This is a genomic window from Mycobacterium conspicuum, from assembly GCF_010730195.1.
In the GTDB taxonomy this organism is placed as follows: domain Bacteria; phylum Actinomycetota; class Actinomycetes; order Mycobacteriales; family Mycobacteriaceae; genus Mycobacterium; species Mycobacterium conspicuum.
Map to the genome: position 1 here is coordinate 4,527,403 of NZ_AP022613.1, position 20,788 is coordinate 4,548,190.

Annotated in this window: 13 protein-coding genes and 1 riboswitch; of the genes, 7 read left to right on the forward strand and 6 right to left on the reverse strand. The window is 66.2% G+C overall.

The window, feature by feature from the left end; all coding sequences use genetic code 11:
• Positions 1 to 96 precede the first annotated feature (96 nt).
• The 3 genes from G6N66_RS20635 (at position 97) to metE (ending at position 4,247) form a co-directional block, all read left to right on the forward strand.
• A complete protein-coding gene (locus tag G6N66_RS20635; RefSeq protein WP_085234438.1) occupies positions 97 to 939 on the forward strand; it encodes an SDR family oxidoreductase in 843 nt (280 codons plus the stop codon).
• Positions 940 to 963: 24 nt separating this feature from the next.
• Positions 964 to 1,605: an SDR family oxidoreductase gene (locus tag G6N66_RS20640; RefSeq protein ID WP_085234439.1), complete on the forward strand. Its 642-nt coding sequence runs from the start codon at positions 964 to 966 to the stop codon at positions 1,603 to 1,605.
• Positions 1,606 to 1,616: 11 nt separating this feature from the next.
• A riboswitch (cobalamin riboswitch) is annotated at positions 1,617 to 1,847 on the forward strand.
• 129 nt (positions 1,848 to 1,976) lie between these two features.
• Complete coding sequence (metE, locus tag G6N66_RS20645; protein WP_085234440.1) at positions 1,977 to 4,247, forward strand: 5-methyltetrahydropteroyltriglutamate--homocysteine S-methyltransferase; 2,271 nt, start codon at positions 1,977 to 1,979, stop codon at positions 4,245 to 4,247.
• Between the two features lie 28 nt (positions 4,248 to 4,275).
• On the opposite strand, the gene G6N66_RS20650 is transcribed toward metE, so the two are convergent.
• Positions 4,276 to 6,027, reverse strand: coding sequence for a DUF3556 domain-containing protein (locus tag G6N66_RS20650; protein WP_085234441.1), 1,752 nt, complete (start codon positions 6,025 to 6,027; stop codon positions 4,276 to 4,278).
• A 90-nt stretch (positions 6,028 to 6,117) separates the two neighbouring features.
• Here G6N66_RS20650 and G6N66_RS20655 point away from each other — a divergent pair, with 90 nt between their 5' ends.
• A complete protein-coding gene (locus tag G6N66_RS20655) occupies positions 6,118 to 6,333 on the forward strand; it encodes a hypothetical protein (RefSeq protein WP_139825350.1) in 216 nt (71 codons plus the stop codon).
• Positions 6,334 to 6,450: 117 nt separating this feature from the next.
• On the forward strand, positions 6,451 to 8,385 hold the full coding sequence (locus G6N66_RS20660; protein ID WP_232079372.1) for a hypothetical protein: 1,935 nt from the start codon (positions 6,451 to 6,453) through the stop codon (positions 8,383 to 8,385).
• A 52-nt stretch (positions 8,386 to 8,437) separates the two neighbouring features.
• Here G6N66_RS20660 and prpD read toward each other — a convergent pair whose 3' ends face one another.
• The gene (gene prpD / locus G6N66_RS20665) at positions 8,438 to 9,943 is read right to left on the reverse strand and encodes a 2-methylcitrate dehydratase PrpD (protein WP_085234442.1); all 1,506 of its coding nucleotides are present in this window, start codon (positions 9,941 to 9,943) and stop codon (positions 8,438 to 8,440) included.
• Between the two features lie 87 nt (positions 9,944 to 10,030).
• Between prpD and G6N66_RS20670 the strand changes: the two genes are divergently transcribed.
• The gene (locus G6N66_RS20670) at positions 10,031 to 11,413 is read left to right on the forward strand and encodes a flavin monoamine oxidase family protein (protein ID WP_085234443.1); all 1,383 of its coding nucleotides are present in this window, start codon (positions 10,031 to 10,033) and stop codon (positions 11,411 to 11,413) included.
• Positions 11,414 to 11,417: 4 nt separating this feature from the next.
• Here the strand turns inward: G6N66_RS20670 and G6N66_RS20675 are convergent, their stop codons facing one another.
• The 4 genes from G6N66_RS20675 to G6N66_RS20690 all read right to left on the reverse strand — a co-directional run bounded on the left by G6N66_RS20675 (position 11,418) and on the right by G6N66_RS20690 (position 17,195).
• Positions 11,418 to 12,536 (reverse strand): PPE family protein, encoded by a 1,119-nt coding sequence (locus tag G6N66_RS20675; RefSeq protein ID WP_085234444.1) that lies wholly within the window; start codon positions 12,534 to 12,536, stop codon positions 11,418 to 11,420.
• Positions 12,537 to 12,726: 190 nt separating this feature from the next.
• Positions 12,727 to 14,232, reverse strand: coding sequence for a PE family protein (locus G6N66_RS20680; RefSeq protein WP_085234445.1), 1,506 nt, complete (start codon positions 14,230 to 14,232; stop codon positions 12,727 to 12,729).
• A 119-nt stretch (positions 14,233 to 14,351) separates the two neighbouring features.
• On the reverse strand, positions 14,352 to 15,485 hold the full coding sequence (locus G6N66_RS20685; protein WP_085234446.1) for a PPE family protein: 1,134 nt from the start codon (positions 15,483 to 15,485) through the stop codon (positions 14,352 to 14,354).
• Positions 15,486 to 15,509: 24 nt separating this feature from the next.
• The gene (locus G6N66_RS20690; protein WP_179968295.1) at positions 15,510 to 17,195 is read right to left on the reverse strand and encodes a PPE family protein; all 1,686 of its coding nucleotides are present in this window, start codon (positions 17,193 to 17,195) and stop codon (positions 15,510 to 15,512) included.
• A gap of 284 nt (positions 17,196 to 17,479) precedes the next feature.
• On the opposite strand from G6N66_RS20690, the gene G6N66_RS20695 reads away from it, so the two are divergent.
• Positions 17,480 to 20,740 carry a LuxR family transcriptional regulator gene (locus G6N66_RS20695; protein WP_085234453.1) on the forward strand — a complete coding sequence of 1,087 codons (3,261 nt, stop codon included), beginning with the start codon at positions 17,480 to 17,482 and terminating at the stop codon, positions 20,738 to 20,740.
• Positions 20,741 to 20,788 lie beyond the last annotated feature (48 nt).

Genomic DNA, 20,788 nt, shown 5'->3' on the forward strand with positions numbered 1-20,788 from the left:
ATCTCGCAAACAGAACCCGGTATTGAACCAAAAAACTGTTACCCATACAGTTGGGCCAGTAGAACCTCATTGGCGTTGGTTGAGAAGGGGATTTCCATGTCTATTGTCGATCGGTTGCGCTACGACGGTAAGCGCGCACTGGTTGTCGGCGGTGCGACCGGCATGGGCGCGGCGGCCGCCAAATCGGCCGCCGAACTCGGCGCCGAAGTCATCGTGCTGGACTACGCGCCGGTGGATTACGACGTCGCCCAGGCGGTGCAGGTCGACCTGCGCGACCCGGCCTCGATCGACGCCGCCCTCGAGCAGATCAGCGGGCCAATCCACGCCGTGTTCTCCGCGGCCGGGGTGGCCGACGGGACGACCGACCTGCTGAAGATCAACTTCATCGGTCACCGCCACCTCATCGACCGGTTGCTGGAAAAGGACCAACTCCCGAACGGCTCGGCGATCTGCTTCATCTCCTCGGTCGCCGGCATGGGCTGGGAAAACGATTTGGAGTTGATTAACGAGTTCCTGGCGACACCGGACTTCGCCGCGGCGGTGGCCTGGTCGGAGGCCCACGAGGCCGAGGGCATCATCCACTACGGCACCAGCAAGAAGATCATCAACCAGTACGTGGCCATGCAGGGTTACCCGTTGGCGAAGAAGGGCATTCGCATCAACGCGATCTGCCCGGGCCCCACCGACACCCCGCTGGCCCAGGCCAACGCGGACCTGTGGCTGTCCTTCGCCCAGGACTACCGCGACGAGACCGGCTGCAAGGTGCACACCCCCGAGCAGATGGGCGACGTGATGGCGTTCCTCAACAGCGAGGCCGCCTGCGGCGTCAGCGGGATCACCCTGCTGGTGGACTCCGGCCACACCATGGCGTCGATGACGGGCTCCTGGGCGGCGGGCAAGCCGATCATCGACCTGATCATGGGGAAGGTCAAGCTCTGACATTTCCGCGTACCGTCGGGACACATGGCACGCGTAGTCATCATCGGCGGGCACGGCAAGGTCGCCTTGCAGGTTGCGCGCATCCTGAGCGAGCGCGGCGACGCGGTCAGTTCGGTCTTCCGTAACCGCGACCACTCCGACGAGGTCGCCGCGACCGGGGCGAGCCCCCTCGTCGCCGACATCGAGCGCCTCGACACCGACGCGCTGGCCGAGCTGCTGGCCGGGCATGACGCGGTGGTGTTCTCCGCGGGGGCGGGCGGCGGCAACCCGGCGCGGACCTATGCCGTCGACCGCGACGCGGCGATCCGCGTCGTCGATGCCGCCGCCCAGGCGGGCGTGCGGCGGTTCGTGATGGTGTCCTACTTCGGGGCGGGCCCGGATCACGGTGTGCCGCAGGATGATTCGTTCTTTCCCTATGCGGAAGCCAAGGCGGCCGCCGATGCGCACCTGCGCACCAGCGACCTGAAGTGGACCATCCTCGGGCCCGGGCGGCTCACGCTCGATGACCCGACGGGCCGCATCATGCTGGGTGAAGGGAAGGGAAACGTGTCGCGTGCCGATGTCGCGCTTGTCGTGGCCGCGGCGCTCGCGGACGACTCGACCAGCGGCCGCACCATCGACTTCAACAACGGCGACATCCCTATCGCCGAAGCGCTGGCAGGCTGACGTAAACTCCACCTCGCTACTGGTCTGCTGACGCCGCTCACGCGGCGCCGGCATCGAGCGAAGCGTGTTAGGAGGCTTCGCAAGAGGGAACCCGGTGCAAGTCCGGGACTGTCCCGCAGCGGTAAGCAGGAACGACCGCCGTCAAAAGCACTGGTCACCAGACTGGGAAGCGACGGCCATTAGGAGCACCACTGGAGTGCGCGCCTGCGAGTCCGAAGACCTGCCAGCAGTACCGGGCGCGCCGCGCCCGGTGGCTCATCGCCTCGTGGAATGGGCGTTCGGCCGAAGCCGTTGCGGTATTTGTGCACCGCTTATCGGGTCGGCTGCGTGTCCGCGGGCGGTGACCATACCGTCAATAGAAGGACCAGCTCGTGACCGCTAAACCATTCACCGCAACCATTATTGGTTCCCCGCGCATCGGCCCAAAACGCGAACTCAAGCGCGCCACCGAGGGCTACTGGGCCGGCCGGACCAGCCGATCGGACCTGGAATCCGTGGCCGCGACTCTGCGCCACGACACCTGGGCTGCCCTGGCGGACGCCGGCCTGGACTCCGTGCCGGTGAACACCTTCTCCTACTACGACCAAATGTTGGACACCGCCGTGATGCTCGGCGCGCTGCCCGCTCGGGTGGCCGCGATTCCTGACGAATTGGACCGCTACTTCGCCGCGGCGCGCGGCAACAAGGATGTCGCGCCCTTGGAGATGACGAAGTGGTTCGACACCAACTATCACTACATCGTTCCCGAGATCGAGCCCGCGACGAGGTTCGCACTGAACCCGGACAAGGTGCTCTCCGAGTTGAAAGAGGCTCTCGCGCAGGGCATTCCAGCGCGCCCGGTCATCATCGGCCCGATTACCTTTTTGCTGCTGAGCAAGGGCGTGAACGGCGCGGGCGCACCGGTCGAGCGATTGCAAGAGCTCGTCCCGATCTACTCCGAGCTGTTGTCCCTGCTGGCCGACAACGGCGCGCAGTGGGTGCAGATCGACGAGCCCGCGCTGGTGACCGACATCTCCCCCGACGCCCCCGCACTGGCCGAGGCGGTCTACAACGCACTGGGCAAGCTCGCCAACCGGCCCGCCATCCACGTCGCCACCTACTTCGGTGACCCCGGCGACTCCCTGGCGGGGCTGGCCCGCACGCCCGTCGAGGCGATCGGCGTCGACCTGGTCTATGGCCGGCACACGGCGATCGCCGCGGTGCCCGAGCTGGCCGGCAAGACCCTGGTGGCCGGCGTGGTCGACGGGCGCAACATCTGGCGCACCGACCTGCAGGCGGCGCTGGGCAAGCTGGCGAGCCTGCTGGGTTCGGTGGCCCACGTCGCGGTCTCGACGTCGTGTTCGACGCTGCACGTGCCCTACTCGCTGGAGCCCGAGACCGACCTGGACGAGGCGCTGCGCAGCTGGCTGGCTTTCGGCGCGGAAAAGGTGCATGAGGTCGCGGTCCTCGCGCGCGCGCTGCGCGAGGGTCGTGAGGCGGTCTCCGACGAAATCGAGGCGTCCAACGCCGCCGTCGCCTCCCGGACCAAGGACCCGCGGCTGCACAACGACGAGGTCCGGGCCCGCATCGCCTCGATCGTCGCCTCCGGCACGCACCGCGGCGACGCGGCCGGCCGCCGCGTCAGCCAGGACGAGCGCCTGCACCTGCCCCCGCTGCCGACCACGACGATCGGGTCGTTTCCGCAGACCGCCGAGATCCGCAAGGCCCGCGCCGCGCTGGTCGCCGGTGAGATCGACGAGGCCGAGTACGACCGGCGGATGAAGCGGGAGATCGCCGACGTCATCAAGCTGCAGGAGGACCTCGGGATCGACGTGCTGGTGCACGGCGAGCCGGAACGCAACGACATGGTGCAGTACTTCGCCGAACAGCTGGACGGCTTCTTCGCCACCAAGAACGGCTGGGTGCAGTCCTACGGCAGCCGCTGTGTGCGGCCGCCGGTCCTCTACGGCGACGTCGTCCGCCGGCACCCGATGACGGTGCAGTGGGCACGATACGCGCAGTCGCTGACCGACAAGCCGGTCAAGGGCATGTTGACCGGACCGGTCACGATCCTGGCGTGGTCGTTCGTGCGCGACGACCAGCCATTGGCCGACACCGCCAACCAGGTGGCCCTGGCCATCCGCGACGAGACCGTCGACCTGCAGGCGGCCGGCATCGCGGTGATCCAGGTCGACGAGCCCGCGTTGCGTGAGCTGCTGCCGCTGCGCCGCGCCGACCAGCAGGAGTATCTGCATTGGGCCGTAGGGTCTTTCCGCCTGGCCACATCCGGTGTCGAGGACTCGACCCAAATCCACACCCACCTGTGCTACTCGGAATTCGGCGACGTGATCGGGGCCATCGCCGACCTGGATGCCGACGTCACGTCCATCGAGGCGGCCCGCTCGCACATGGAGGTGCTGGACGACCTGAACGCGATCGGCTTCTCCAACAGCGTGGGCCCGGGCGTCTACGACATCCACTCGCCGCGGGTGCCCAGCGCGGAGGAGATGGCCGCGTCGCTGCGCGCTGCCTTGAAAGCTGTTCCGGCGCAACGGCTGTGGGTCAACCCCGACTGCGGCCTGAAGACCCGCAACACCGACGAGGTGACCGCATCGCTGCGGAACATGGTCGCGGCCGCGCAGGAAGTTCGGGCGGGGGCCTAGCGACCCTCGCTTCGGTCGCGAGCTGGGGCTACTCGGGGGCGGCCGGCTCTTCTGCGGCCTCCGACAGTACCTGGACCGGCACATCGTCGGCCCAGGGCTGTCGGGTCACCATGTCGGCGACTTTGACTGTGCCGCGCTCGAATTCGCCGGTCGCGGCGTCCACCAGGCGGTAGGCCTGCGTCTGCTTGTGGATCGGCTGCGCGTCGAGTAGCACCACACGCACCTCGCCGGGCAAGAAGCCGCAACGCTGCTGCATCGCGGTGATTAGCTGCTCGTTGTGCATGTGACCGTCGCCGAAGTTCCACCCGATGGCGGTGCTGCAGATCCGTTCGCCGTCGGTGAGGACGTAGTCGTCCTCGTTCTGGCCCGCCATCGCCCGGTGCGCCAGCGTGAACAGCGCCCTGCCGTGAGTGTTCATGGCGCGGAACGCATATCCGAGGTACATCCCGAGCTGTGCCTGCTCCTTGCCGAAGTACCGCTCCAGCTGGGCCGCCGGCATGCTGGCTATCGAGACGATGTTGTGGGTGATCTTCTTATCCGCCGACGGCTTGATGCACCACAGCGTGGTGTCCCAGTTGCCGGCGTAGTAGCGCATGCCGGGCAGAAACGAGATCTTTCGCGGAAACAGGTTGCCGGCGATCACTATTCCCGCGACGAACGCGATGAAAACCCCCACCAGCACAGGGCTTTTCAAGTCGGTCAGGCCGAGCTTGGCATGGCCGACGAACAGCGCCAGCACCCCGCCGATCATGAACACGTTCCACTCCAGCGGAACGCCCATCGGGATCGCCGTGAGGATCCCGAGGTGGAAGATCACCATGATCGCCGCCGGCACCGCCGTCCACCAGCCGCCGTGCGCGACGAACAGTGCGACGGGCACGCACATCTCCACGAAAGTGCTGATGTGAGCAAAGATTCGCGACAACCGGCCGGGCCGCAGGTCGTCCGGGAACTTCTCGAAGAACATCCGCTTGATGAACCGCGGCCGGAACAGCGGGTTGTTGGACATCATCGTCGACATCACGAACGGGAAGTGCTTGTTGAGCTTTGAGGTCGCCGCGCCCATCCAAATCACCAGGAACACCAGCTTGGCAGCGACGATCATATCGACACCGCCGAACAGGAACGTCACCGCCAGCGTCGCGTAGACCTCGCCGCGAGCGGCCAAAAAGATCACCTTATCGCGCAACCCCAGGATCGCGAGGATCACCAGGATCACCCAGATCCGCCACATCGGCAGCAGCCCGACGTGGGTGCCCAGCGCCGGCACCGGGCCGGTGCCGTTGGCGAACAGCGTCCCGAATGTCATCAGCAACAGCCCCGCGTACAGCGCGACGTCCAGCAGAGTGCGCGCGGTGCCCTTGGTGAAGGGGACCCGCGTCGGCCACGGTGGCAGCCGGATGGTGTCGGGACGCAGCCAGTACAGCGCGGAGCCCATCGGCGGGACGAACCGGTTGTTCAACGGCCCGAAGCCGCAGCCCAGCCCGATCACCTCGAACAGCAGGGTGTAGAGCACCACCTTCTGGAACACGATCGGCTCGGCGTACCAGCCGAGGACGTCGGTGGCCCCGGCCAAGCCGTCGGTGGTGGCCACCGCGAACAGCCACGCGCCCAGGACGTACAGCACGACCTTGACGACGTAGAACAGGTGCATCACCACCGGCGTACCGAAGCCCACCTCGGCCCAGTGCCTGGCCATCGGGCGGATCTTTTCGCTGCGGGTGCCCTTGCTCCACTCGGCAATGTCGATTTGCGGCATCTCCGGCTTGAACAATCCCATGGACGTCAGATTAGAGCGCGCGTACCTGCGATTCGCTGAACTATCCGCGAAACTTTGCCCGCCGGCGCGTTGGGGCGTTACCGTCACATCATGCGCAAACTGCGGTTGCTCGTCGTAGCGATGATTGCTGCTGTCTGCGCCGGTGCCGCGGTTCCTCTCGCGAACGCCGACGCGCCCTCGCCCGGTGATGCGTGCACGCTGTTGCACGCCACCACCCAGGACGCCAATGGCCGCCAGATGTGGTGCAACCCGACGATGACCGGCAGTCACAGCCTGGTGTGGCAATACGGCGGGCCAAGCAACTAGGCAACGGCCCGATTCCGCCAAGCGGTTTCGTCATAACGCCGCGCTGCGCCGTGACTCGGCGCAGAATAAAATGCCGTTCGTCCCAAATGAGTTTGCCGACATGGTACGAGGGAAATCATGTTCAATTTTTTCCGGATCGGATTGTCGGCAGTGACGATTATTCTCGTTTTCACCGTTGCTGCATGCGGCCCGCCTTGTCCGCCGGCAGACAACTGTCCGGACACGTCCGAAGAGTCGAGCGCCGGACAGGGTATGGACGGCATGGCTATGCCGACCCGGCCCTGTCCCTTGGTTTACCTCACCAAGAACGATCCTGTGCCGCCGCCGCTGTATCCCGCCATCGGAAGCGCGCATTGGCATGTGCCATGGGCGCAGGATTATTTCGACCAGGGCCTGCGATTTTACTTCGCTTTCAACAACCGTGAATCCTACCGAGCATTCCGCGAAGCGGCTCGCGAGGCCGAGGACAGCGGAATTCCTTGCTCGGCATGCTACTGGGCGCAAGCACTCGTGCTCGGAGTGGACCTCAATATGGGGACGCAATCAGAAGACGACCGGGAGGCGGCGAATAGTGCGCTCCACCGCGCCATCGACGCCAATCCGAATCCGGAAGACTGGGAGATTATTCGGGCTTTGTTCGGACGGTATCAGAATTGCAATCCCACGAAAGATAAGAAGGAAGAGAGGAAATGCCAGGGGATCCGCAACGAAGCCTACTATAACGGAATGGAAACGGTGCTGAAAGAGTTCGGCAGTGATGATCCCAACGTCATCGCGCTTTTCGCCGACGCGGCCATGAACCTGACGATATGGAATTATTGGGACAAGCAGGGAAATCCGGTCGCTGACTATTTCGCGGCGATCACGGAGACGAAGAACCAACTCGTGAGAGCTTTGAAATTTGTCCAATACCCGCAAAACGAGGGGCCGATCCATTGGTATATCCATCTGATGGAGCAATCGCCCACACCAGACGCGGCCAAACGCTACGCGGACATGTTGGCCTCCCTCGCACCGAATGCAGGCCACCTGGTCCACATGCCGTCGCACATCTACTTCCGCATGGGAGACCTACGAAATGCGATTAGGGCCAACAAAGAAGCGGTCGACGTAGACGAGAGGTATTTCGCGGTTGAGCCGAATCTGTATCGTCCGGACGGCGACCGTTATAGGTACGGATATTACCCCCACAATATCCATTTCATAATCGCCGCCGCGGCGTTGAGTGGCGACGACCAAGAACACGATCTCACCCGTTATGCGGATAAGCTACTGCAGTCGCTGCCGGATAAGGCAAGCGGAATGCGTGCGGACGAATACACGGCCGCCTACTATCTCACAAAGGTGAATTTCTCCAGTACGGCGGATATCCGCAAATTCCCGCAACCGGACACTGACACAAAGCAGCCGCTCGCAAACCTTGCGTACGATTTCACGCTACTGATGGCGGAGATCTGGGATAAAAACAAGGCTAATGCTAAGCGGTTGGTTGACAAACTCGGTGCCGACGTCGCCAGCTATCGCGACAAGGCGCCCGACGACGTAAAACGCGGGAACCCGAACTGCGATCTCAACCGCAAACTCCCGAAAATCGAAGTGTGTCTGGCCGCGGTCCTCGATGATCTGGGACATGCGCAGGAGGCGGCCTTGAACAGCAACTGGGCCGCGGCGTTTGACAACGCGGATGCCGCTCGCAAAATCCAGGACGCAGTGCACAAGAAGCAATATGAGGAGCCTCCCATGTGGCCCTACCCCGTACGCCAGACGCTGGCCTCGATCCTGATCCGGTGGGCGGACGCTGACCCGACGCGTCGCAGTACACACCTGACCGATGCCAAGAATGCGCTGTTGGAAAGCCTGAACGGACCCCCGGGCACCCCTGCCGGCGAAATCCCGACAGGGACTTTCCCCGGAAACGGCTGGGCGTACTACGGGCTGCTGGAGATCGCGAACCGCGACGGCTCCGTCCCGGCCGACGTTGCTAAGGCCCAGGCAGACCTGGACGCCCATTGGTTCGGGGACCCCGGATTCCATACGCTCGATCGCATGTAGGTCGGAAGGTGTTGCAGCCGAATGCTTTCCAGGGCTGTCCGCACCCGGCCGGTCAGCCGAAGATCCCCGGCGGGATCGCCGGCGCCTTGTCCAGCACGCGCGGATCGACAACGACGTTGAGCGCGCCCAGAGCGCCGGCCCGCAGCTCCGCCAGAGAATCCACCGCAGTCAAAAACCGTTGCTGCTCAACGGGTTCCACCACATCCTCGGCGAGTTGGGCGAACTTCTGCACGTACTGCTCGCGTCGGAAGGGCCGGGCGCCGAGCGGGTGGGCGTCGGCGACCGCCAATTCGTCGGAGATCACCTCACCGTTCTTCAGCGTTACCTCCGCGCGCGCCCCGGCCGCCTTCTCGGCCGGATCTGTCGAGTGATAGCGGCGGGTCCATTCCGGGTCTTCGACGGTCGAAATCTTGTGCCACAGTTGAACGGTGTCGGGCCGGTGCGCCCGCTCTGGGGCGTACGAGCGTTCGTGGTGCCAGCTGCCGTCCTGCAGTGCGACGGCGAAGATGTAGGGCAGCGAGTGGTCCAGCGTTTCCCGAGATGCGTCCGGATCGAACTTCTGCGGGTCGCCCGAGCCGGTTCCGATCACATGGTGGGTGTGATGGCTGGTGTGTAACACGATCTTGGCTATCTGGCCGAGATCGCCGATCCGCGCGCGCAATCGGCGGGCCAGGTCGATCGGCGCCTGGCTCTGATATTCCGCCGAATACTCCTTGGTGTAGCTGTCCAGAATGGCGCGCTTGGGTTCACCGGGAGCGGGCAACGGCACCAGGTATTCCCGCTCCGGCCCGCCCAGCAGCCACGCCATCACACCGTCCTCGCCCTCCCAGATCGGTGCCGGCGATCCCTCACCGCGCATCGCGCGGTCGACCGCTTCGATCGCGATCTTGCCGGCGTGTGCGGGGGCGAACGCCTTCCAGCTGGAAATCGCACCTTTGCGGGATTGGCGGGTGCTGGTCGTCAGGTGTAACGCCTGGCCGATTGCCTGATAGATGGTCTCGGCGTCCAACCGCAGCATGGATCCGATGCCCGCGGCCACCGCCGGGCCGAGGTGCGCGACGTGGTCAATCTTGTGCTCGTGTAGGCAGATTCCGTTCACCAGGTCAATCTGAATCTCGTAGGCGGTCACCACACCCCGTATCAGGTCGGCGCCGCACACACCGAGCTGCTGGGCGACCGCAACCAGCGGCGGGATGTTGTCTCCGGGGTGGGAGTAGTCCTCGGCCAAAAAGGTGTCGTGGAAATCCAATTCGCGCACCGCGACGCCGTTGGCCCAGGCCGCCCATTCCACCGAATAGCTGCCGCCGACACCGAAAACGTTGGCGCCTTGAGCCTTTGGATGAGCAAGCGCCTGCTGACGAGCAACCGCGACGGGGCGGCGCAGCACCGCCGCGGCGCTGACGGCGGCGTTGTCGATGATCCGGTTGCGCACCATCTCGGCAACCTCCGGCTCGACGGCGACCGGGTCGACCGCAACTTCCGCGATCTTGGCGGCCAGGTGCTCGCCGCGCGGAAAATCGTCGGCGCTGCGCCAGACCCGGACCGGATGGATCAACATAATGCGCACATTAGGCAAACTCAGCCGCAGAACTCCACCTGCCGGTGTAGCTTGCTGCTGGGGCGGTACTGCGAGCGAGGAGCCACCATGGCAGAGTTCGACTACTGCGTCGTCGGAGCGGGTTTCGCTGGTTTGACCGCCGCCCTGCGACTGAAGCAAGCCGGCCACTCGGTGGTCCTGTTGGAGGCTCGTGACCGCGTCGGCGGTCGCACGTTCACGGTGACCCGCGACGACGGGGTGTGGATCGACCGCGGCGGGGCGTGGGTGGGGCCGGGCCAGGATCGGATCCACGCGTTGATGGACGAGTTCGGCGTGCCGGAATACAAGCAGCACAACGACGGCGAGGCCATCATGATCGTCGGCGGCAAAAAGCACCGCTACGGCGGCACCATTCCCTGGACGATGAGCCCCTGGGCCGTCGCCAACCTCGGCCTCGGCTTGCTCTCAATGGAAAAAATGTGCAAATCCATTCCCCGCGAATCCCCTTGGGAGGCAAAACAAGCCGAGGAGTGGGACCGCATCAGCCTCGGCGAATGGCTACAGAAGAACACGGCGTCCAAGCAGGCTCGCGAGATGCTGGACATGGCGCTGGCCGGCGTCTACACCTCGGCCGCGTCGGAGACCTCGTTGCTGTGGGTGCTGCTGCAGATGGGATCGGCCACCAGCTCGACCATCGGCGGTCCCACCTTTGTCATCTCGGGCAAGGGCGGCGCACAAGACGCCCGCCCGGTCGGCGGGATGGGCGCCATCTACCGCCAGATCGCCGCCGAACTGGGTGACGCACTGCAGTTGTCGCGGCCGGTGCGGCAGATCGCCCAGGACGCTGACGGTGTCACGGTCCGCTCCGACGATCTAACGGTGCGCGCACGGCGGGTGATCGTGGCGATCCCGTTGGCGATCGCCACCTCGATCGACTACGAGCCGATGCTGCCGCTGGATCGGGCCTTCCTGCACCAGCGGATGCCGAGCGGCGCGGTCATCAAGACGTCGATCTTCTACGACGAGCCGTTCTGGCGTGCCGACGGATTGTCCGGCCAGTCGACCTCCCCGGGATCCCCGGCCACCCTGACCATCGACGCCTGCACGGACACCGCCGTGCCCGGGATCATGTGCGTCATCACAGAGGGACCGGCGGCACGTCAACTGACGAAACTCGATGAGGCGGAACGCAAATCGTTGGTCGTCGGCGAATTGGTCGACCGGTTCGGCGGCAGGGCAAGCACACCCGTCGAGTTCCACGAGCAGAACTGGTCCACCGACCGCTATTCCGGCGGCGGGATGATCGGCCACGCCCCGACCGGCGTGCTGACCCAATTCGGCTACACCCTGCGTCCGCCGTGTGGTCGCATCCACTGGGCCGGAACGGAAAGCTCGGCCACCATGTGCGGCTGGATTGACGGTGCGGTTCGTTCCGGAGAACGTGCCGCGACCGAAGCAATCGCGGCCGAGACCACGGCCGCGGTTTCCTAAGCTCTTACACCCCGGCCCGCGGCACCACACAGGGCCGCTTCGGCAGCACCTGCGGACTGGCCCCGCCGCGGCCCATCCCGGCCATACCTGCCCCGGCCCCGCCCATGCCCATGGGCATCGGCATCGGCGTCATACGGCCGCCGGCGGCGGCTCCCGCTCCCTGCAAGTCCGCGGCGGCATGCATTGCGCCCATCCCTCGCATCGCGGAGCTGGCCATCCCGGCCGGCGTCGAACCCTGCCAAGTCGAGGGCACCGACATCGCTCCCACCAGCCGCGCCTTGCCAAGCCCGGCCGACATCGCGGACCCCAGCCGCCCGGCGCCCAGCGCCTTCACCCCGGAGAGGGCCCCGCCCGCCAATTTCGGGATGCTCGCCGGCAACCGGGCAGCGGCGGCCGCGGTTCCGGGAACCCCCGCCGTGGAGCCCCGCGCCGCCATACTCATCATCGACATCAACGGTGACATCGCCATGCTGGCGGGATACATCAGCATGGATACCTCCTGCAAGGGCAGCGCCTTCAAAGTCGACAACATGGCGGGAACCGCGGCCTCCGCGCGCTGCACCGCCGAGGACAACGACGACGTCAACCCGGCGAGCTGCGCACCCAGCCCTTCAAACGGCGCCAAGGTCGCGGCCACCGACGTCGCCCCCGAGTGATAGCCAACCATGGCAGACACGTCCTGAGCCCACATCTCCATGTAATCGAACTCGTTGGCCGCGATCGCCGTGGTGTTCTGACCCAGAAAGTTCATCGCTACCAACCTCGGCAACGACGCCCGATTGGCCGTCACCACCGCCGGATGCACCATGGCCGTCAGCGCCGTCTCGAACGCGGTCGCCGCCACCCGAGCCTGACCGGCGGCCGCCGCCGCGTGTCCCGCCGCCGCGTTCAACCAGCCCACATACGGCGTCGCGGCCGCGGCCATCGAATCCGACGCGGGCCCGGTCCACGGTCCAGCGGTCAACTCGACTATCACCGAATGAAACGACGTGGCCGACGCCTGCAAATCCTGGGCCAGGCCATCCCACGCCGACGCCGCCGTCAGCAACGGTCCGGATCCGGCACCACCAAAGATCAGCGCGGAATTGATCTCCGGCGGCAACCAGGAAAACTCCGGAATCATCGCAACTCCAAACATTGGCGACATTCACGAACCACGCGGTCGACCCGCCACGGATGTGCGTCGCAGCAGGAGCATCACCCAAATCACACCAGAGAGTTGTGTGGCGACACCGTCAATTCAGGAGCCACCCAGGAAAGAGGCAGGACACTGCCAAGCTTGTCGAGACGCCCCGGGCCCGCGGCTCGGGGCGTTAGTCGAAGAGTCCCGCGGCGTCGAATCGCTTGTTGAAGCCGCCCGACTCCTCTTCCCCCGAGTTGCCGACGCCCGAGTCGTCGACGCCCGAGTTGCCAAACCCCGCGTTGAAGACGCCCGAGTTGGCGATGCCCGCGTTGAATCCTCCCGAGTTATCGATGCCCGCGTCCTGGAAGCCCCCGTGGTTGCCGACGCCCGCGGTGAATTCACCGCCGGTGTTATGCACGCCGGAGTTCTCGAAGCCCGAATTGAAAAAGCCGGAGTTTTCCTGGCCGGTATTGCCGAAGCCGGAATTTTCGACGTTCTGGTTGACCGCGCTGCCGAACCCGGTGTTGAAGTTGCCCGAGTCGAAAGCCCCGGTATTGACGCTGCCGGAGTTGCCCCACCCGGTGTTGAGCTCACCGGAGTTGAAGCTGCCGGTGTTGAGCAGCCCCGAGTTGCCGTTGCCCATCTCGATCGTGCCCGCGTTGCCGAAGCCGACGTCCTCGGCGCCCGAGTTGCCGCCGCCGACGTCAATGGAACCCGAGTTCCCGAACCCGAAATCCACGCTGCCGGCGTTCCCGAAGCCGGTGTCCGCGGACCCCGCATTCCGAAAGCCGGTGTCGGCCACACCCGAGTTACCGGAGCCGACGTTGTGGTCGCCGGAGTTGAAGAAGCCCACGTTGCCGTCGCCCGAGTTGAAAAACCCGATGTTGTTGTTGCCCGAGTTGCCGATCCCGATGTTCCCGCTGCCGGAGTTGAGCTTCCCGATACCCATCTGGTTGTCGCCGGTGAGCCCGAAACCGATGTCGTTGTTGCCGCTGTTGCCGAAGCCGACGTTGTTATTGCCGCGATTGCCGAAGCCCATGTTGTGGTCGCCGTGATTACCGCCGCCCATGTTGAAGTTCCCGGTGTTGCCGCTGCCGACGTTGGAGTCGCCATCGTTCCCACCGCCCATGTTGCCGCTGCCTTCGTTTCCGCTGCCGAAGTTCCGGCTGCCGATATTTCCGCGACCGATGTTGCCGCTGCCGAAGTTGCCGCTGCCCCGGTTGGTGGCGCCGAAGTTTCCGCTGCCCACGTTCTGGTTGCCGATGTTGCCGTTGCCCACGTTGCCGCTGCCGGTGTTCCCGCCGCCGAAGTTCTTGCTGCCGGTGTTTCCGCCGCCGACGTTGGCGTCGCCGTGGTTTCCGTTGCCCAGGTTGCCGCTGCCCATGTTGCCGATGCCGAAGTTGACGCTCTGCGCGTTGGCCGCCTCGACTTCGGCGTACAGCCGCCCGCCGGCACTCATCGCCTGCACGAACTGCCCGTGAAAAGTCGCCGCCTGGGCGCTCAGCGCCCGAAACGCGTGACCGTGTGCGGCGAAGAGCGAGGCTATCGCGGCCGAGACCTCGTCGGCACCGGCGGCCAATATTTGCGTCGTAGGGACCGCCGCCGCGGCATTTGCCGCATTCAATGTCGAGCCGAGGCTCTGCAAATCCGACGCGGCCGACGCCAGCATTTCCGGTGCCACCACTAAATACGACATTGTTGCCCTCCGCGACAGGCTTATTTCGAATTGACTCAAGGATGCGGATTGGCGCGCGGAATAACGTCAGTCAGAATGCGTAGATAGCACGCAAATGGGGTCGTATTTTGTCGAGCGCCCTATCCGACCCCGGCTCGAGGCACCACGCTCGGCCGGTTCTGGACGACATGCGGACTGGCGCCGCCGCGGCCCATCATCGCGCCGCCGGCTCCCGCACCGCCCATCGGCATCGGCATGGGCATGCCGCCCAGCCCCGGCGCCGCCGTCGTCGGCGCGGTGTCGGGCATCGCGGCCAGCCCCGACATCGCGGCACTGGCGCTGCGGGCGGGCATCGATCCGGCCCAATCCGCGGGCACCGACAGTGCCCCGACCAACCGGCCCTGGCCCAGGCCCGCCGAAACCCCGACACCGCCCAGCCCGGCGGCACCGCCCAACGCCTTCACGTCGGGTAGCGCCCCGCCCACGGACAACGCGGCCGCCGGCACTGCGCCGGCTGCGTTGGTCAGAGCCGCGCTTTGCGTAGAACCCTGCATGGCCGCGCTCATCAACATCATCAATGGCGATATGGCCGTGCCCACCGGGCTGGCCAGACCCTGCACCCCCGACGTCAGCGCCTGCAGCAACGACTGCAACGTCGGCAACGAAGGCATTGTGGGCGGCGTCATCGGTGGCGGGTCGGCCGGCGGCGGGTCCGATGCGGCCGCCGTCGCGCGAAAAGCCGACCCCACCAACTTGATTGGTGGCGTCCCGAACGGCGTCAACGTCGACGCGACCGACATCGCGCCCGCATGATAGGCGACCATCGCGGCCACGTCCTGGGCCCACATCTCGGCGTAGTCGAACTCGGTGGCGGCGATGGCCGGCGTGTTCTGGCCCAGAAAGTTGGTGGCCACCAACGCAATCAACTGCACCCGGTTGGCCGCGACGGCCGCCGGGTGCACCGTCGCCGCTCGGGCCGTCTCGAAAGCCGTTGCCGCGGAGCGGGCTTGGGCGGCCGCCTCTTCGGCCTGGGCTGCGGATGCGCTCAGCCACCCCTCGTATGGGGCTGCCGCACCCGCCATCGCCAACGCCGCCGGGCCCGACCATACCCCGTCGGTGAGGGCCGAGAGCACCGCCCGAAACGCCGCTGCCGAGGCGTACAGATCCGTCGCCAACGACCGCCACGCCGCCGCCGCCGTGAGCAACGGCTCGGAACCCGCGCCGCCGTGCATCCGGGTCGAGTTGATCTCCGGTGGTAGCACGAGGAAATCCATCACAACGGTCCGTTCTCGAAGTTGCTAGTGGAAGAAGCCCGACTCCACGTCACGCCTGTTGAAGAATCCCGAGTCGCTGTTGCCCGCGGTGCCGATGCCCGAGCTGAAGAGACCGGTGTTGAAGAAGCCGCTGTTCACGAAGCCGCTGTTGGCGATGCCGGTGAGGTTGCTGCCCGCGTTGAAGAAGCCGGCGTTGCTGCCGTTGCCCGAGTTCATGAAACCGGTCTGGAAGGCGACGCCGGCGTTGCGGAAGCCCGAGCTGTCGCCTGCGGAGTTGAAGAAGCCCGAGTCGTCCAGCCCGGTGTTGCCGAAGCCCGAATGGGTGACGTTTTGCGAGGTCGTGCTGCCGAAGCCGGTGTTCAGGTTCCCGGAGTCGAATGCCCCGGTGTTGGAAGAACCCGCGTTCGCCCAGCCCGTGTTGACGTCGCCCGAGTTGGAGCCGCCCGTATTCAGGCTGCCGGAGTTGTGGCTGCCCGTGTTGAACGAGCCGCCATTTCCGGAACCGAAATTATCGCCACCGCCGTTTCCGATGCCGACGTTATTGAGGCCCGCATTCCACATGCCGAAACTGTTGTTTCCGGCGTTTCCGAAGCCCGTGTCGGTGAAGCCCGAATTGCCGGAGCCCGTGTTGAGGTTGCCGGAATTCCCGATGCCGAAGTTGTGCGATCCGGAGTTGAATATTCCCACGTTCCCGGTGCCCGAATTGAAGAAGCCGATATTTCCGGTGCCGGAGTTGCCGAACCCGATGTTCCCGCTGCCAGAGTTCAACCCGCCGATCCCGACCTGGTTGTCACCGGTGAGCCCGATGCCGATGTCGTGGTTGCCGGTGTTGCCGAAGCCGACGTCGTTGTTGCCCAGGTTCCCGGCGCCGATGTTGCCGTTGCCGCGGTTCCCGAAGCCCCTGTTGGAGTCGCCACGATTGCCGCCGCCGGTGTTGGAGTCGCCGAGGTTTCCGGTGCCGATGTTGCCGCTGCCCTGGTTTCCGGAGCCGAAGTTGTTGACGCCGTCGTTGCCGCTGCCCATGTTGTTCAGGCCAAGGTTGCCCAAGCCAACGTTCTTCTCGCCGTTGTTCCCGGAGCCCACGTTGCCGTTGCCGCGGTTTCCGTTGCCGATGTTTTGGTTGCCGAGGTTTCCGCTGCCCAGGTTGGAGTCGCCGAGGTTGCCACCTCCGACGTTGCCCGTGCCCAGGTTGCCCAGGTTGCCCAGACTCAGCTGCAACTGTCCGGCCACGGCGGCGGCCCCGCCGTGATAGCCGACCATCGCGGCCACATCCTGAGCCCACATCTGCTCGTAGGACGCTTCGGCAGCCGCGATGGCCGGCGCGTTTTGGCCGAACAGGTTCGAGACCACCAGCGAGACCAGCCGGTTCCGGTTGGCCAGCACCGCCGCCGGATGCACGGTCGCCGACACCGCCGCCTCGAAGGCCGACGCCGCGGCGCGGGCCTGCCGGGCCGCGCCCTGGGCCTGGGCCGACGCGGCGGACAGCCATCCCACATACGGGGCGGCCGCGCTCGCCATCGCCGTGGCCGCCGGGCCCTGCCAGGCCCCGCCCACCAGCCCGGACGTCACCGACCCGAACCCGTCGGCGGCCGCATCCAGCTCGCCGGCCAACTCATCCCACGCCGCGCCCGCCGACAGCATCGGCCCCGGCCCCGCGCCCAGATACATCCGCGCCGAATTGATCTCCGGCGGCAATACCAAGAAATTCACCGCACTCATCCCCTTGCCTCGAAACGAGTCCAGGATGCGGGGCCCGCCGCGCGACGATCGTCGGTCACAACGCGTAAATCCCTGCTTACGGGGGTCGTAGATGCGCAGCGAGGTGGGGTCGTAGGTGGGGGTCTCAGGTGGGTGCACAGCCCCGCGCCAGCGGGTTCCGGGGCGACTCAGCAAAACTTTTTCCACTCGTGTTGAACCGTTGCCGGCCCGCGTGCGTGAAACGGAACGACCCCGAATTCCACGACGACGGGGCCACGGAAGCGGAGTGACATGTGCTGAGCGAGTTCCTGTCGACGAGGACAGTGACCCTGTTGCTCGCCGAGGCCGAAACCTCGACTCAGCTGTGGCAGACGCAGCCTGAGGCGACGGCGGCCGCGCTCGCCCGACTCGATGACGTTGCGCCCAAGATCATTGCTGCCCACGCCGGTGTCGGACCGGTCAAACAGGGCCCGGACGCCAGCGGTACCGACGGCTTTCTGGCCGTATTCCCCCGCGCCGCCGACGCGCTCGCGTTTGCTGTCGAGTTGCAGCGGGCACCGCTGGCACCGGTCCAGCTACGGATCGCGGTGCACACCGGCGAAGTGCAGGCGGACCCGGCAAGCAACTACATGGGCCCCGCCCTCAACCGGGTGGCGCGGCTGCGTGATCTGGCGCATGGCGGCCAGGTGGTCGTGTCGAATACGACCCTAGATCTGGCCATCGACCATCTCCCCGCCGACGTCTGGCTGACCGACTTGGGCACCCATCAGCTCCGCGGTCTGCCACGTCCCGAACGCGTCGCGCAGTTGTGCCATCCCGACCTGCAGGTCGAATTCCCGCCGCTGCATGGCCCCAATGACCCTGCGCCGCATGGCCTTCCGACGCACCTTACCCGTTTCGTCGGCCGTGCCACGCAGATCAATGACGTGCGCAAGCATCTGGCCGACAACCGACTGGTCACCCTGGCCGGCGCGGGCGGTGTCGGAAAAACGCGGTTAGCGGCGCAGATCGCCGAGCACGCGGCGGCCGAATTCGGCGGCGGGGTGTGGTTTGTGGACCTCGCCCCGGTGACCGATCCCGAGGTGCTGCCGGTGGCGGCGCTGCGCGCCCTGGGCCTTCCGGACCAGCCGGGCCGCTCCGCGATGGATACGCTGACGCGATTCGTCGGCGACCGGGACGCGCTGGTGGTGTTGGACAACTGTGAACACCTGGTCGACGGGTGCGGTGCGCTGACCGAGGCGCTCTTGGGCGCCTGCCCCCGGCTCACGATTCTGGCCACCAGCCGTGCGCCGATCGGGGTGCCCGGCGAGCTGATTTGGCGAGTGCCGTCGCTGTCGCTCGACGACGAGGCCATCGAGCTCTTCATCGACCGCGCGCGGCTGGCCAGGCCGGACTTCAGTATCACCGCCACCGAAGCCGTTGCGGTAAGCGATATCTGCGGACGTCTGGACGGATTGCCGCTGGGAATCGAGCTCGCGGCGGCGGCCGTGCGGATGATGTCGCTGAACGAGATCCTCGACGGGCTGCGGAACCGCTTCCGGCTACAGATCGACGGCGCGCCGACGTCGTTGCGGCGCAACGGAACTCTGGGGGCGTCGGTCGACTGGTCCCACGCCCTGCTGAGCGAGCCCGAACGTGTCGTGTTCCGCCGGCTGGCCGTTTTCAGCGGCGGATTCGACTACGAGGCCGCGCGCGTCGTGTGTTCTGGCGCGCGGCAGGATTTGGTCTTCGCTCACCTCGCCGCGCTGGTGGACAAATCCCTTGTGGTGGCCGAAACAACCGGCGACCGGACGCGCTTCCGAATGCTGGAGACGGTGCGCCACTATGCTTCGGAGAAGCTGTGCGAGGCCGGCGAAGCCGACGCGATAAGCGCGCGGCACCGCGATCACTTCACCCGGTTGGCCGCGCTGCTCGACAGCCCCGCCGACACCGATCACCACGGTCGCATCGAGCAGGTGGAAACCGAGATCGACAACCTGCGTGCGGCGTTTGCCTGGAGCCGCCAGAACAACGACGTCCAGCCCGCGTTGGAGCTCACGTCGGCATTGCAGCCGCTGTGGTTGACCCGCGGCCGGATCCAGGAAGGGCTGGCCTGGTTCGACGCCGTCCTCACCGATCAGACCGCACACCGAACCGACATCTCGGCGTCGGTGCGGGGGCGGGCGCTGGCTGATAGGGCGGCCCTGGACGCGTCGCGCAGCGTGCACGACAACCTCGATCAGGCGCAAGAAGCCGTGGCGATCGCGCGCGAAATCGACGACCCGGCGTTGCTGGCCCGCGCGTTAACTGCCTGCGGCGCAATAACTTCCTACAGCGCGGACGCGGCCCGTCCCTACCTCGACGAGGCGATCGGCATTGCCCGCGAACTTGGCGACCAGTGGCGGCTGACCCAGATCCTGACCTGGCAGGCGTACGGGGCGTTTTACTCCGGTGACCCGGTCACCGCGCACGCGGCCTCCCAAGAAGGACTCGACCTCGGCGATGCGATCGGCGACCGATTCCACGCGCGGTCGTGCCGTTGGACCCTGGGCTTGGCGCAGATGATGGAAGGCGACTTACCGGACGCCGTCGCTCAATTCCGCGCGGTGACCGCCGATGCCGACGCGGCGCACGACGTGCTGTTCAAGTGGGGCAGCCGACTCGCGTTAAGTAACGCGCTCGCGTTTCACGGTGACACCGACGCGGCCCGAGCCGCGGCCAACGCATCCCTGGCGGCCGCCGCCGATTTGTGGCCCCACAACGAGGGATTCAGCTATGCCGTATTGGCCACCGCGGCAGTGGCGGCCGGCGATGTGGCAGCGGCGGCGGAGGCGAGCGAGGCAGCGCGGCAGCGGCTGAGTGTGCAGGGCGAGCTGGCCGGGGCCAACACCAACCCGATGGCCGAAGTTGCCTTGGCGCGAGGGGATTTGATCACGGCCGGGCGCTGGGCCGACCAAGAGGTGGCGGCGTCGTCGGGGTGGCATCACGCCCGGGCGTTGACTACCCGTGCTCGCATCGCCCTCGCCAAAGTCGAACCGGATCAGGCGACACGCGACGCCCATAAGGCGCTGGCCTGCGCCGCAGAACACAAGGCGCACTTGGCCGTTCCCGACATACTCGAGTGCCTCGGCCGGCTGGCCGCGGACGGCGGCAGCCATCGTGACGCGGCACGACTGCTGGGCTCGGCGACCGAAATCCGGCGCAATATCGGCGCCGTTCGGTTCAAGATTTACGACGCCGACTACGAACACACCGTCGCGGCGCTTCGCAAGGCCATGGGCGAGCGCGACTTTGACGCCGCATTCGCCGAAGGCGCCGCCCTTTCGCTTGACGAAGCGATCGCCTACGTGCGGCGCGGCCGCGGGGAACGCAAGCGTCCCTCCAGCGGCTGGGCGTCCCTGACTCCGACCGAGCGCGACGTCGCGCGACTGGTCGCTGAGGGGTTGGCTAACAACGAGATTGCCGCCCGGCTCTTCGTTTCCCGGCGCACGGTACAGACCCATCTGACGCACGTGTACGCCAAACTCGGCATTGGCTCCCGGGTACAGCTTGCCCACGAAGCGGCCAACCACGGCTGAGCGAGCCGGCAAATCTACGACCCCCGCCGCGGGATATCTACGTCTGAT

Coding starts and splice junctions, on each gene's coding strand:
- G6N66_RS20660 (WP_232079372.1), top strand. CDS start 6,451: ATGTTCAATTTTTTCCGGATCGGATTGTCGGCAGTGACGATTATTCTC.
- G6N66_RS20675 (WP_085234444.1), bottom strand. CDS start 12,536: ATGATTCCGGAGTTTTCCTGGTTGCCGCCGGAGATCAATTCCGCGCTG.
- G6N66_RS20680 (WP_085234445.1), bottom strand. CDS start 14,232: ATGTCGTATTTAGTGGTGGCACCGGAAATGCTGGCGTCGGCCGCGTCG.
- G6N66_RS20650 (WP_085234441.1), bottom strand. CDS start 6,027: ATGGGATTGTTCAAGCCGGAGATGCCGCAAATCGACATTGCCGAGTGG.
- G6N66_RS20655 (WP_139825350.1), top strand. CDS start 6,118: ATGCGCAAACTGCGGTTGCTCGTCGTAGCGATGATTGCTGCTGTCTGC.
- G6N66_RS20635 (WP_085234438.1), top strand. CDS start 97: ATGTCTATTGTCGATCGGTTGCGCTACGACGGTAAGCGCGCACTGGTT.
- G6N66_RS20670 (WP_085234443.1), top strand. CDS start 10,031: ATGGCAGAGTTCGACTACTGCGTCGTCGGAGCGGGTTTCGCTGGTTTG.
- prpD (WP_085234442.1), bottom strand. CDS start 9,943: ATGTTGATCCATCCGGTCCGGGTCTGGCGCAGCGCCGACGATTTTCCG.
- G6N66_RS20685 (WP_085234446.1), bottom strand. CDS start 15,485: ATGGATTTCCTCGTGCTACCACCGGAGATCAACTCGACCCGGATGCAC.
- G6N66_RS20640 (WP_085234439.1), top strand. CDS start 964: ATGGCACGCGTAGTCATCATCGGCGGGCACGGCAAGGTCGCCTTGCAG.